Origin of the sequence: Winogradskyella maritima (assembly GCF_042650215.1) — a bacterium.
Classification (GTDB): Bacteria; Bacteroidota; Bacteroidia; order Flavobacteriales; family Flavobacteriaceae; genus Winogradskyella; species Winogradskyella maritima.
On sequence record NZ_JBHSAT010000004.1, the window covers coordinates 1,377,052 to 1,390,356 of the forward strand.

Here is a 13,305-nt window from a genome sequence, read left to right on the forward strand (position 1 = left end):
ATTTTGGTTTTAGTCGAAATTGAATTCAACGTCAGGTGCATTTTCGCTTCCGGCGTCAGCTTCGTAATAGCCTTTTTCATCAAAGCCAAGTAGCCCGGCCACAATATTGTTAGGCACTTTTCTTACGTAAGTATTATAAGGTTTTACAGCTTCGTTAAAACGGTCACGCGCAACGTTTATGCGGTTTTCCGTCCCTTCCAGTTGGCTTTGTAGTTCCAAGAAGTTCTGATTTGCTTTAAGCTCAGGATAACGCTCTACCGTAACCAACAAACTTTTTAAAGCACCAGATAATCCACTCTGTACTTCGTTGAATTTTGCAAGTTGCTCTGGGCTAAGGTTACTCGCATCAATATTCATGGAGGTCGCTTTTGCTCTCGCCTCAATGACGTCTGTCAATGTCCCACGCTCAAAGTCAGCGGCCCCTTGGACGGTTTTGACCAAATTGCCGATGAGGTCGTTACGTCTCTGATAACTGCTTTCTACGTTTGCCCACGCTTCAGTAACGTCTTCTTCCATGGTTACGGCTGAGTTATTAACGTTCATAGCCCACAATCCTAAAAGGACGATGATAACTACTGGTACAATCCATTTTTTCATAGTTGTTGGTTTTAAAGTTCGGTTTTAATTTTTATGAGTTTTGCTTTAATGTCTTCGAGTTTTGAAATGATTTCAAATTTACTTAAGGCTTGTTTGCGTTCTTCTTTGAGATGTGTTTTGGCGCCTTCTAAAGTAAACCCACGTTCTTTTACTAAATGGTAAATGAATTTGAGGTTTTTAATATCCTCTGGTGTAAATTTTCTATTGCCTTTAGCATTCTTTTTAGGCTTAATGGCATCGAATTCCTTTTCCCAAAACCGGATTAAAGACGCATTGACATTAAATGCCTTGGCGACTTCGCCGATACCGTAATAGCGTTTTTCAGGAAGGTCTATATGCATCTTAATCGAGGGATTGGTTTTCTAATGATGCTTTTTTCAAGAGTTCATCAAATTCTGCTGGGGACAGGTTGCCATAATAGAAATTGATAGGATTGATACGTTCGTCGTCTTTCCAAACTTCGTAATGTAAATGTGGCGCTTCAGAACGTCCAGTGCTACCGACATAGCCGATTAAGTCACCTCGTTTTACGCGTTGATTGACTCGGACGTTATACTTGTACAGATGTGCGTATAGCGAAATATAGCCGTAGCCGTGGTCTATCCTAATATGTTTTCCATAACCTGTAGAACTGTTATCTGCACGTTTAACTATACCGTCTCCTGTAGCATAAATTGGTGTACCTCGCGGTGCGGTGAAATCCATTCCGTAATGAAACTTTCGCACTTTGGTAAAAGGGTCGGTACGGTATCCGTAACCAGATGCCATACGCGTTAAGTTTTCATTATTTACAGGCTGAATTGCAGGAATGGCCTCCAAAAACTTCTCCTTATCCTCTGCCAAAATCTTTATCTCGTCTAAGGATTTGGACTGCACAACAACTGCTTTTTCAAGCACGTCCAATTTTTTATTGGTTTCAATGATTAATTCAGAATTATTGAAACCTTCATATTTTTTATAACGATTGACACCTCCAAATCCGGCGCGACGCTGTTCTTCGGGGATAGGATTCGCTTCAAAATACAATCTATAAATTGCGTTATCGCGTTCCTCTACATTTTCCAAAACCGCCATGGCATCATCCAAGCGTTTATCCAATAATTCGTATTGAAATTTTAAATTCTGGTTTTCACGGGCAAGTTCGCGCTCTTTCGGACTTTCAAAAAATTGGCTGGCAATAATGACAAAGAAAAACCCGAACAAGGCTGAAGCAAGTAAAAATACTGTCGCATATTTAAAGGTCTTCCGTTTCTTTCGTTCTATTTTACGGTACGAAAGCGTTTCGGAATCATAATAATATTTTGCCTTAGCCATTTTCTAATTTATAGTATTTTTGCAGTCTAACAGCAGATATGTAGTGCTGTGAAATTGCGCTAAACAATCAAAGATAAAAAATTGTTTCGCAATACATCAAATAATAACAATTGCCACTCAATAGTTGCCAATGAAATCTCAAGATATACGCCAAAAGTTTCTCGATTTTTTCGAATCTAAACAGCATACCATAGTGCCATCTGCGCCCATGGTTTTAAAGGACGACCCTACCTTGATGTTCGTGAATTCAGGGATGGCGCCATTTAAGGAGTATTTTTTGGGCAACGGTCAACCAAAGAGTAACCGCTTGGCGGATTCGCAAAAGTGTTTGCGAGTGTCTGGGAAGCACAATGATTTGGAAGAAGTTGGGTACGACACCTACCACCATACGTTGTTTGAAATGCTGGGCAATTGGAGTTTTGGCGATTACTTTAAAAAGGAAGCCATTGCTTGGGCCTGGGAATTGCTGACTGAGGTTTATGGCATTGACAAAGATATTTTATACGTCACGGTGTTTGAAGGCGACAACGAAGACGGTACAAAACTAGACCAAGAGGCTTACGATATTTGGAAACAATACATTTCTGAAGACCGTATCCTTATGGGTAATAAAAAGGACAACTTTTGGGAAATGGGCGACCAAGGCCCGTGTGGACCGTGTAGCGAAATCCATGTGGACATCCGTTCTGCTGAAGAAAAAGCCAAGGTTGATGGGAAGTCCTTAGTTAACGAAGACCATCCACAGGTTGTGGAAATCTGGAATTTGGTCTTTATGCAATATAACCGAAAGGCAGATGGCTCTTTAGAAGTTTTGCCGTCCAAGCACATCGATACAGGTATGGGCTTTGAGCGCCTGTGCATGGTGTTGCAAGACGTTCAGTCTAATTACGATACGGATGTGTTTACACCATTGATTCGTGAGATTGAAACCATTACCGATACGGATTACGGGAAGGATAATCAGAAGGATGTGGCTATCCGCGTAATTTCAGACCACGTGAGAGCGGTGGCCTTTTCTATCGCAGATGGTCAACTGCCAAGTAATAACGGTGCAGGTTATGTAATTCGAAGAATTTTACGCAGAGCGGTTCGCTATGGTTTTACATTTTTAGATAAGAAAGAACCATTTATATACAGACTAGTCGACGTGTTGACCAAACAAATGTCGAAAGCGTTTCCTGAATTGAAAGCCCAAAAGCAACTCATTGAAAATGTTATAAAGGAAGAGGAAGCATCATTCTTAAGAACCTTGGACCAAGGTCTTATTTTGCTGGATTCTATTATTGAAACATCAAGTTCGAAGGAAGTTTCTGGAGCAAAGGTTTTTGAATTGAAAGATACCTATGGATTCCCAGAAGATTTAACAGATTTGATTCTTCGTGAAAAAGGCTATTCCTATAATAAAAAGGAATTCAAACTAAAGCTAGAAGAACAGCAGGCTCGAGGAAAACAAGCTTCAGCCTTACAATCGGACGATTGGACGGTGCTGATAGAAGACGAGGAGCAGGAATTTATTGGCTACGATGCTTTGGAAGCTAATGTAAAAATTGTGCGTTACCGAAAAGTGACCTCAAAGAAGGATGGGGAACTATATCAATTGGTGTTCAATCTTACGCCATTTTATGCTGAAGGCGGAGGCCAAGTGGGCGATAAAGGCTATTTGGAAGATGTACACGGCGATGTCATTTATGTTTTAGACACCAAAAAGGAAAATAACGTCATTATCCATTTTGCGAAAAACTTACCAAAGCATATCAACGAAACATTCAAAGCCGTTGTGGACAAAATGCAACGTCGACGTACGGAATGCAATCACACAGCAACACACTTGTTGCATCAAGCATTGAGAGAGGTGTTGGGAACACATATTGAACAAAAAGGCTCGGCGGTCCACTCCAAATACTTACGATTCGATTTTTCACATTTCTCAAAGGTAACGGTAGAAGAGTTGAGAGAAGTTGAAGATTTTGTCAATCGACGCATCGAGGGGAAATTACCTTTTGAAGAATTTAGAAATATCCCTATACAAGATGCTTTGGACAAAGGTGCATTGGCTCTTTTCGGGGAAAAATATGGTGATACGGTACGAGCGGTTAAATTCGGGCAGTCGGTAGAACTTTGTGGTGGAACGCATGTTGATAACACAGCAGATATTTGGCATTTTAAGATTAAGTCTGAAGGCGCAGTAGCGTCAGGAATCCGTCGTATCGAAGCCATCACCAATGATGCGGTTAAGGATTTTTATTCTGAAAACAACCGTGCGTATTTTGAAATGAAAGACCTGCTCAATAACGCTAAAGAGCCGGTAAAGGCATTACAGAATCTTCAGGATGAAAATGCCGATTTAAAAAAACAGATTGAAGCCTTATTAAAGGATAAAGCCAAAAACTTGAAAGGCGACTTAAAATCGGAATTGGAAACCGTTAACGGTATTCAATTTTTAGCTAAAAAAGTGGATTTGGATATTGCGGGTATTAAAGATTTGTCATTTGAACTCGGTAACGAGTTTGATGATTTGTTTCTTTTATTTGGAACAGAACAAAACGGAAAAGCCATGCTGTCTTGCTATATTTCAAAATCGGTTGTAGTCGATAAAGGCTTGAACGCTGGGAACATTGTGCGAGAACTTGGTAAATACATCCAAGGCGGTGGAGGCGGACAGCCATTTTATGCAACTGCTGGCGGGAAGAAACCTGAGGGAATTGAGGAGGCGCTAATGATGGCTAAAGATTACATTATGTAATATTATTTTCGCATGGAGGTCTCGACTCCGCTCGACCAGACAGAGCGTATTAAGATTGAACTTATCGAAAATTTAAAGAGATTTTATGCAACTTCAAACCAAAATGCCACTCTCAAAACAACCACACCATCAAATTACCTATGATGATAAAATTGTACTTCTAGGTTCTTGTTTTTCTGAAAATATTGGCGCTAAATTTGAGTACTTCAAGTTTCAGAATTTAATCAATCCATTTGGGATATTATTTCATCCACTAGCGATTGAAACCCTCATCACAAGAGCCGTTAATCTTGATTATTATTCTGAAGAAGATATACATTCAAACGAAGAAAACTACTTCTGTTTCGATGCACATTCAAGATTAAATACGATTGAAGCTAATGCTTTGGTGTCTGATTTAAATTCAAGATTAGACCAGACCCATCAATTACTTAAAGAAGCGTCATATCTAATTATTACATTGGGGACAGCTTGGGTCTATCATCATTTAGATACGGATGCTGTGGTCGCCAATTGCCATAAAGTACCCCAAAAGAAATTCTCAAAACGCTTGTTGACTGTGGATGAGATTTCGGAATCACTGGATGCGTCCATGGCGTTGGTTAAATCCGTTAATCCTAATATCAATTTTATATTTACGGTGTCTCCGGTTCGGCATTTAAAGGATGGCTTTGTTGAGAATTCACAGAGCAAAGCGCATTTAGTTTCGGCTGTACTTCAAACCGTAGAGCCAAGATTTAAACGATTTTATTTCCCATCTTACGAATTGATGATGGATGAATTGCGAGACTATCGATTCTATGATTCGGATATGATTCACCCCAATGACATAGCTATCAATTATATCTGGGAACGCTTTTCAGATATTTGGATAGCGGATGAGGCACATAAGACAATGACCGAGGTAGCGACTGTACAAAATGGATTGGCGCATAGACCTTTTAATCCCGAATCGGAAGCCCACAACACCTTTTTAGCAGATTTAGAGTGGAAGAAGGAGAATCTTAGTTCTAGACATCCTCATATTCAATTTGGATAACAGAATTGATGTCTAAAAATGACAATTTTTATAGCTCGAAAACTCTAAAGATTTGATTATTAACGAGCTCAATTTTTCATACTATGTACTTTATCTTATAATAATGTTACTCGTCGAATTTTTGAACACTTAACGCGATAAGAGCATATATTTAGAGTGCTATTAATCAATTTTATTGAGAAAGCGTTAGTTCATTTCCCGTTAAAAGGAAAAGGTCTGATGCTTTTTTTTTGACATTATTTTACCTTCACACTACCCGGCACTAATACCGAATAATCGCCACCATTTCTAATAACATCTCGCACAATAGACGACGAAATGAAGGAGGTGTCAGCTGAGGTTAATAAAAATACTGTTTCAATCTTGGAGAGTTTTCTGTTGGTATGGGCGATGGCTTTTTCAAACTCAAAATCAGCAGGATTCCGCAAACCACGCAGAATAAATTCGGCATCTACTTTTTTGCAGAAGTCAATGGTTAAGCCTTCATACGTCAGGACTTTTACCTTGTCTTCCGACTTAAAAGCTTCTTCTATAAAGTGCTTTCGCTCATCAAGTGAAAACATGTACTTTTTATCGGCATTTACGCCTATGGCAATAATGATTTCATCAAACAAATCAATACCACGTTTAATGATATCAAAATGTCCATTGGTGATAGGGTCGAAGGAGCCAGGAAAAAGTGCACGTTTCATAGTCTAACAAAGATACTTATTATTTTTTCAAGGCTTCCTCAATCGTATTTACGAATAGGTCTTCTAACGAGATACCTGCTTCTGTAGCTTGTTGCGGTAAAAGACTTTCTTTAGTAAGTCCAGGTACGGTATTCATTTCCAGGAAATGGGGTTCGTCATTTTTAAAGATAAATTCGCTTCGAGTGAAGCCTGTCATACCAAGTATTTCGTAGATTTTTTTGGCGACTGCTTCCGTTTTTTGTCTTTGCTCTTCAGAAATTCTGGCTGGTGTAATTTCTTGACTTTGTCCTAAGTATTTGGCTTCGTAATCGAAGAAATCGTTGTCCGATACAATTTCGGTCATTGGTAAAACAGTTGTTTTACCTTTATAGGAAATCACGCCGACAGACACTTCCGTACCATCTAAAAATTCCTCAATAATAATTTCATCATCCTCTTTAAATGATAATGCAATCGCGTCTTTTAATTTATCTTTTTCATACACCTTAGAAATCCCAAAACTGCTTCCGGCTTTGTTGGCCTTGACAAAACATGGCAACCCGACTTTAGATACTATCGCATCTTCATCAATAATGTCGCTTAGGTTGAGGTAATAATTTTTAGCAGTTTTTATTCCGAACGGTTTCAATACAGAAATCAAATCCCGCTTATTAAAGGTCAATCCAGCCTGATACATGCTACAACTCGTGTGGGGAATGTTCAATAATTCAAAATAGGCTTGCATAAAACCGTCTTCGCCAGGCGAACCATGAATAGCATTGAATACGCATGCAAATGAGATTTTTTCAGAATGAACCATTACCGAAAAATCGTCTTTATTTATAGGGAATTCGGTTCCTGCTTCATCTACATAAACCCATTTGTTCTCAAAAATATGAATGGCATAAGGATTATAAACGGTGGCTTTCAGTGTTTCATAAACCACAGCCCCACTCTTCAACGAAATTTCGTATTCGCTAGAATAGCCTCCCATTATTATGGCAATATTTTGCGTCATCTTTAAGTTAACTTATACTACGTAAATGTATTATTTATTTTGAAGCAATGTCATCGATTTTTCAATTTTCAACGTAACTAATAGCGTGTTTACCAAATGGCGTATTCCATAAATTGATTAGATTTGCCATTATTACCCATCAGCCTATGAGTTTTATAAAATTTTTGACCAGTAAAACCTTTCTGAAGCAAATCGCTTTAGCGGTTGTCGCTTTAATTGTGTTGGTCTTTTTTGTTTTGAAGTGGTTAGACATTACTACCAATAATGGCGAATTTGTGGTTGTTCCGGAGTTAAAAGGAAAATCTCTGGAAACAGTTAAAATTGAATTAGATGATGCCGATTTGGTGATGGAAATTCAAGATTCCGCCAATTACAATCCTAATTATCCAAAATACGCTGTCATTGAACAAGACCCGCTTGCTGGCTCTCAGGTCAAGGAAAATAGAAAGATTTATCTCACCTTGAATCCTTCGGGCTACAGAAAAGTGGGAATTCCAAATATTGTGAACCGTACTTTTAGACAAGCCAAACCAACGCTTGAAGCTGTAGGCTTTAAAGTCGGGGAGAAAACCTATATTGATAATATCGGGAAGGATGTGGTTTTAGGCATTCGCCATAAAGGAAAAAAAATGAAGGCTGGTGATGTATTACCAATGACGTCAACCATAGATTTGGTGCTTGGTAACGGAAACAGACCATCTTCAAACTAACATGCAAGAAGACGAACTTAACGACCAACAAGATGACCTTTATGAGCATTACGCTTTTAAGGTTGAAAAAGGGCAAACCCCTTTACGTATCGATAAATATTTGATGAACTTTATTGAGAATGCCACACGAAATAAAATTCAGGCTGGCATTAAAGATGGCAGTGTTTTTGTCAATGATGAGCCTGTAAAGTCCAATTACAAGGTCAAGCCACATGATGTGATAATTGTTAAGTTTGAACATCCGCCACACGAAAACTTATTGGTTGGCGAGGATATCCCTATTGACATTGTTTATGAAGACGATGATTTGCTTGTCGTCAATAAACCTGCGGGGATGGTCGTGCATCCTGGGCACGGTAACTATTCCGGAACATTAATCAACGGTTTAATTTTTCATTTTGAAAATCTTCCAAAAAACTCAAGTGACCGACCAGGTTTGGTACATCGAATCGATAAAGACACCAGCGGTTTGTTGGTTGTTGCCAAAACCGAACACGCCATGAATCATTTGTCTAATCAGTTTGCTGAAAAGACGTCGGAGCGTGAATATGTGGCAATTGTTTGGGGAAATGTTGAAGACGATAAAGGAACGGTAGTCGGCCATATTGGGCGACACCCAAAGAATAGACTTCAGAATACTGTTTTTTTAGGCGATGAAGCCTATAAAGGAAAACCGGCCGTAACCCATTACGAAATCATTGAACGTTTGGGCTACGTTACCCTTCTAAAATGTAAACTCGAAACTGGGCGTACACACCAAATTAGAGTCCACATGAAGCATATTGGACACACACTTTTCAACGACGAACGCTATGGTGGTGAACGCATTTTAAAAGGCACTACATTTAACAAATACAGACAGTTTGTGGATAATTGTTTTAAGATACTGCCTCGTCAGGCTTTACATGCTAAGACCTTAGGATTTGAGCATCCAACCAAAGGCGAGTTTATGCGTTTTTCTTCGGAATTGCCCGAGGATATGTCTCTGTGTATCGAAAAGTGGCGCAACTATGCTAAGCATTTAGAAGATTAAGTCTAAATAGGCAACCCTTATAACCGCATCACTAAAATCGTTTTAAAACACTTTCAATCTGAAGGCGAAGGTTGTATTTTTACATAGCAATAGAATTAGAAAAACCTTCAAGCGCCAAACATGAAATTAGTTTTATCCCCAGCAAAATCTTTGGATTTCGAATCGAAATTACCAACAACCAAGTCGACAAAACCTCAATTTTTAGAGGACTCTGAACGCTTGAATAAAATACTAAAGAAGAAATCAGCTAAAGGATTATCGAAACTGATGAGTATTTCGGACGCTTTGGGGCAGTTGAATTATGAGCGCAATCAGGAGTGGGAATTACCATTTACCAAAGACAACGCCCGGCCAGCGATTTATGCATTCAGCGGTGATGTTTATAGAGGTTTTGATGCCTACTCGTTTGATATAAAGAAAACGAAAAATCTTCAAGATACGGTAAGGATTCTATCGGGTTTATATGGAATTTTAAGACCATTAGATTTAATCCAACCATACCGTTTGGAAATGGGCACTAAAATGCCTGTTGGACGTAAAAAGAACCTCTACGAATTCTGGCAAAAGAGCATAACAGAATCCTTGAATGATGAGTTAAAGGACGATGAGCTTTTCGTGAATTTGGCGAGTAATGAATACTTTAAAGCTGTAGATAAAAAACAGTTGAAAGTCCCTGTAATTCAAATTGATTTCAAGGAATTTAAGAACGATAAATACAAAATCGTAGCCTTCTTTGCCAAGTATGCACGTGGCTTAATGGCTCGTTATATTGTTGATAACACTATAGACTCGCTAGACGGATTAAAGGGCTTCAATGCTGAAGGTTATGGCTTTAGTGAAGACTTGTCTAAGCCTAACCATTTGGTCTTTACGAGATAGATTTAGCCTTTCGTTTTCTTTTCTATATTGATTTTCGCTTCGGTAGAGATACGCTTTTTAATACGTGGTCGTCTTACGCCGAAAGTGCCTCTATGAATTTTACCGCGTCTGGTTTTTTTGTCGCCTTTTCCCATGGTACTAGTTTTTTGTTCCCTATAAGATAAAGAATTTTCATAGATTTATGAAATACTAACCTAACTGCTTCATGCATTATTATTTGATTATAGCTTTTCAGGCATTTTGTATTTATCATGTCATTAAAAAGCGGAATGAATATTATTGGATTCTCCTCATCATTTTTTTGCCATTAGTAGGATGCTTAATTTATCTGTTCACACAAGTTTTAAATCGGAATAACATAGAATCGGTACAGCGCGATATTAGCAATACCATTCAGCCAACCCGAAAAATAAAAGAGCTCGAAAAGAAACTTCAATTTTCTGAAACCTATGCTAATCGCTTAGAATTGGCGGATGCCTATTTCGATTTGAAGGATTATAACAATGCCGTAAGTGAATATTTGAAAGTTCTTGAAGACCCAATTCAAGATGGTACTTATGCACAGCAAAAATTGATTGAAGCCTATTATCATTTAGACCAATTTGAAGAAATCATTTCATACAGTACATCGCTTAAAGACCAAAAAGCATTTGACACACCAAAAGTGAACTATTATTACGGATATGCTTTAATGAAAACGGGGAAAGTAGATGAAGCAGAGGAAGCCTTAAAATCTATAGATAGACCCTATTCAAACTACAATGAACGCCTAATGCTAGCTAAATTCTATTTAAGTCAAGATAGAAAAGAGGAAGCCAGAACACTGTTGAATGAACTTTCATCCGAATCTGCCAACCTAACAAAAGACAACCGTAGAAAATTTAGAGCTACGATGCTCGAAGTTGAGCGCGTTTTAAAATCGCTCTAATGTTCTTTCATCAACATCCTTACAAACCATTCATTCCCAAAAACGCTACCAAACTCATCGTTGGGACTTTACCACCGCCGAGATTCACTACGGGAGACCTGAAGCCAGACGACGTCAATTTTTGCTATGGCAGTAGAGATGGACAGCTATGGAAAATTTTAGACCAAATTTTCAGCCTGAATTTAACCTTTGAAAACACCGAAAGCGCCATCCAAGAGCGAAAGAATTTTCTAATAAAACATAACATTGGGATTTGTGATATTGTTGAATCGGCGGAACGTGATAAGATTGACGCTTCAGATTTAGGTATGCAAAACGTAAAATTGAGAGATATGATTTGGTATCTTCAAGAATATCCTAAAGTGGACACCTTATTATTTACGGGTGGTAATAGCAAGAATGGTCCAGAATATTTCTTTAGACGCTATCTTAAAGATTACAATTTGAAATTACAGGTCGTTTCAGACAACGTCCCGCGAATCCACGAGTTTCGCCTTCCAACGAAATCCAACCTGTCACATCGAGCGGAGTCGAGATGTGACACTTCTCTTAGGACCATAAAAACCATTTCCCTAACCGCACCTTCTGGCGCCGCAAATAGAGCGGTGGGAAGTATGGATTTGTACAAGCAACTAAAAACACAAAACCCGGATTTCAATACTTTCGATTTTAGGGTGATGCAATACCGAGCATTCTTCTTGGATTAAAACAGGCTGTTTTCTAACATTTTGATAATCAGTTTTTAAGATTTCAGGCATTACGGTTCACTTACATGTCCTTGTAATTTCAAAATAGGCAGAAAATTCCACAAAGGATTAAGGATTTCAACGCTATAATTTGTATTTGGTAGAATATATTCAATAAAAGGGTTTATTTATTGAAAATATTAAAACCGACCTCATCATAAGTGCGTAAGTATCTGTGAATGTAAATATTAATTAAAACTAACATCCAATGAAAAATTTAAAAATTTACCTATTATTCGGCGCATTTGCTGTCGCCACCTTTTTTGTTATTGCGGCAGATCATATTGATGCGCCAGCAGTAGCAGGTGGTCGCAGTGATATCACCGACTTTTATGCCTTTCAAGGCGAGAATACAGATAATCTGGTTTTTGTAGCTAATGTTCAAGGATTATTAAGTCCTAACAAAACAAATAGCGCAAAGTTTGACCAAGATGTCCTTATTGAGTTTAATATCGACACTGACGGCGATGCTATAGAGGATTTGGTCATTCAGGCGGCGCCACGTGGCAACCGCATGTTTTTTAGAGGACCAATTGTTCCGGATCAAACAGGTATTGTAACAACGTACAACCCAGATGCTGGGACAGATGTTAATTCTGTAAAGATTACACGATATGGTCAAGATGCCATCATTGAAAATGCTGATGGTATGAGCTTTTTTGCCGGTCCAAGAGACGATCCGTTCTTTTTTGACTTCGGTCAGTATACTGCGATCCTAGCTGGCGAGGCTACTTCATTTAAATCTGAAGGTGTAGATACCTTCGCGGGGACCAATGTTTTATCCGTTGTTGTTGAAGTACCAAAAGCACTGCTTGGGGACGGCGATAACATAAATACTTGGGTAGAAACAAAAAGAAAACAATAATCACTAAAGAATTAATTATGAAAACTATAAAATATATATTTGGAATGCTTGTCTTAGCGACACTATTCTGTGCTTGCAGTAAAGACGAAGCTTATAATGCCAATGAAGAAGCCAATTTTTCGGCTAAAGGCAATTCAGATCCATTTAGCGGTAACACTTGGATCCAAGAAGACCAAATGGGAAGACCAGCTGTAAATACAGTGTTTGTATCATCTGGAAGTAAAGATGATTTCAATCTTACAGTACCTTCGGAACAAGGTGCCGCTTTTCAACAAATGTTTCAAGATAATTTAATGTTCTTGAGCCCAGCTTTCAACGAGCCAGGCGACTTAAATGCTCTTGAATTGGATGCTAAAACATTTTCTTCGATTTTGGCTACGGATGTATTAACGGTTTCTAAAACGGGAACAACTACGTTTTTTGATGGTGATAATACACTAACTGGTCGTGCTTTAGCAGACGACGTTATTACGGTAGAACTTATTTTAATCTTTGGAGGTGAAACTGGTCTGAGTGATCCTGAATTTCCTGGATTATCAGATGATAACGTAGATGCTAATGATAAGGAATTCTTAACTTCATTCCCTTATTTGGCAACACCTTGGTAGAACTTAAATAAATAAAATGATATGAAAGACTGGTATTTTACCGGTCTTTCTTTTTATGTATGATACCTAATGCTTAACTTTTGAATTAATATTCAATGTATTTTGAACAACATAATAACACTACTGTTCTTAATTTTGAATAAAATATAATCAA

15 protein-coding genes are annotated in these 13,305 nt (G+C 38.3%); 9 read left to right on the plus strand and 6 right to left on the minus strand.

The window, feature by feature from the left end; translation table 11 throughout:
* Nucleotides 1-9: 9 nt before the first annotated feature.
* From ACFOSX_RS07270 to ACFOSX_RS07280, 3 genes are read right to left on the minus strand one after another with little or no spacing between them, the layout of a single operon-like run.
* Entirely contained in the window at nt 10-597 is a 588-nt protein-coding gene (locus tag ACFOSX_RS07270) for a LemA family protein (protein ID WP_386098536.1), read from the minus strand.
* Nucleotides 598-608: 11 nt separating this feature from the next.
* Nucleotides 609-938: a MerR family transcriptional regulator gene (locus tag ACFOSX_RS07275; protein ID WP_386098539.1), complete on the minus strand. Its 330-nt coding sequence runs from the start codon at nt 936-938 to the stop codon at nt 609-611.
* Nucleotide 939: 1 nt separating this feature from the next.
* Nucleotides 940-1,911 (minus strand): peptidoglycan DD-metalloendopeptidase family protein, encoded by a 972-nt coding sequence (locus ACFOSX_RS07280; protein WP_386098542.1) that lies wholly within the window; start codon nt 1,909-1,911, stop codon nt 940-942.
* A gap of 130 nt (nt 1,912-2,041) precedes the next feature.
* On the opposite strand from ACFOSX_RS07280, the gene alaS reads away from it, so the two are divergent.
* Together alaS and ACFOSX_RS07290 are read left to right on the plus strand one after the other, a co-directional pair.
* Nucleotides 2,042-4,654, plus strand: a complete 2,613-nt coding sequence (alaS, locus tag ACFOSX_RS07285) for an alanine--tRNA ligase (RefSeq protein WP_386098545.1) — start codon at nt 2,042-2,044, stop codon at nt 4,652-4,654.
* A gap of 85 nt (nt 4,655-4,739) precedes the next feature.
* Nucleotides 4,740-5,693 carry a GSCFA domain-containing protein gene (locus ACFOSX_RS07290; protein ID WP_386098549.1) on the plus strand — a complete coding sequence of 318 codons (954 nt, stop codon included), beginning with the start codon at nt 4,740-4,742 and terminating at the stop codon, nt 5,691-5,693.
* 236 nt (nt 5,694-5,929) lie between these two features.
* On the opposite strand, the gene coaD is transcribed toward ACFOSX_RS07290, so the two are convergent.
* Nucleotides 5,930-6,385 carry a pantetheine-phosphate adenylyltransferase gene (gene coaD / locus ACFOSX_RS07295; RefSeq protein ID WP_386098552.1) on the minus strand — a complete coding sequence of 152 codons (456 nt, stop codon included), beginning with the start codon at nt 6,383-6,385 and terminating at the stop codon, nt 5,930-5,932.
* Between the two features lie 19 nt (nt 6,386-6,404).
* Nucleotides 6,405-7,382: a D-alanine--D-alanine ligase gene (locus ACFOSX_RS07300; protein ID WP_386098555.1), complete on the minus strand. Its 978-nt coding sequence runs from the start codon at nt 7,380-7,382 to the stop codon at nt 6,405-6,407.
* A 146-nt stretch (nt 7,383-7,528) separates the two neighbouring features.
* On the opposite strand from ACFOSX_RS07300, the gene ACFOSX_RS07305 reads away from it, so the two are divergent.
* The 3 genes from ACFOSX_RS07305 to yaaA all read left to right on the plus strand — a co-directional run bounded on the left by ACFOSX_RS07305 (nt 7,529) and on the right by yaaA (nt 10,004).
* Nucleotides 7,529-8,092 carry a PASTA domain-containing protein gene (locus ACFOSX_RS07305; protein ID WP_386098558.1) on the plus strand — a complete coding sequence of 188 codons (564 nt, stop codon included), beginning with the start codon at nt 7,529-7,531 and terminating at the stop codon, nt 8,090-8,092.
* 1 nt (nt 8,093) lies between these two features.
* Complete coding sequence (locus tag ACFOSX_RS07310) at nt 8,094-9,125, plus strand: RluA family pseudouridine synthase (RefSeq protein ID WP_386098561.1); 1,032 nt, start codon at nt 8,094-8,096, stop codon at nt 9,123-9,125.
* Between the two features lie 120 nt (nt 9,126-9,245).
* Nucleotides 9,246-10,004: a peroxide stress protein YaaA gene (yaaA, locus tag ACFOSX_RS07315; protein ID WP_386098564.1), complete on the plus strand. Its 759-nt coding sequence runs from the start codon at nt 9,246-9,248 to the stop codon at nt 10,002-10,004.
* 2 nt (nt 10,005-10,006) lie between these two features.
* Here the strand turns inward: yaaA and ACFOSX_RS07320 are convergent, their stop codons facing one another.
* Nucleotides 10,007-10,138 (minus strand): 30S ribosomal protein THX, encoded by a 132-nt coding sequence (locus tag ACFOSX_RS07320; protein ID WP_386098567.1) that lies wholly within the window; start codon nt 10,136-10,138, stop codon nt 10,007-10,009.
* A 71-nt stretch (nt 10,139-10,209) separates the two neighbouring features.
* Here ACFOSX_RS07320 and ACFOSX_RS07325 point away from each other — a divergent pair, with 71 nt between their 5' ends.
* From ACFOSX_RS07325 to ACFOSX_RS07340, 4 genes are all read left to right on the plus strand, one after another.
* Nucleotides 10,210-10,932, plus strand: coding sequence for a hypothetical protein (locus ACFOSX_RS07325; protein ID WP_386098570.1), 723 nt, complete (start codon nt 10,210-10,212; stop codon nt 10,930-10,932).
* The gene (locus ACFOSX_RS07330; protein WP_386098573.1) at nt 10,932-11,639 is read left to right on the plus strand and encodes a uracil-DNA glycosylase family protein; all 708 of its coding nucleotides are present in this window, start codon (nt 10,932-10,934) and stop codon (nt 11,637-11,639) included. Before ACFOSX_RS07325 ends, ACFOSX_RS07330 begins: the two co-directional genes overlap by 1 nt.
* Nucleotides 11,640-11,886: 247 nt before the next feature.
* Entirely contained in the window at nt 11,887-12,543 is a 657-nt protein-coding gene (locus tag ACFOSX_RS07335) for a DUF4331 family protein (protein WP_386098576.1), read from the plus strand.
* Between the two features lie 17 nt (nt 12,544-12,560).
* On the plus strand, nt 12,561-13,151 hold the full coding sequence (locus ACFOSX_RS07340; protein ID WP_386098579.1) for a DUF4331 family protein: 591 nt from the start codon (nt 12,561-12,563) through the stop codon (nt 13,149-13,151).
* Nucleotides 13,152-13,305: the final 154 nt, after the last annotated feature.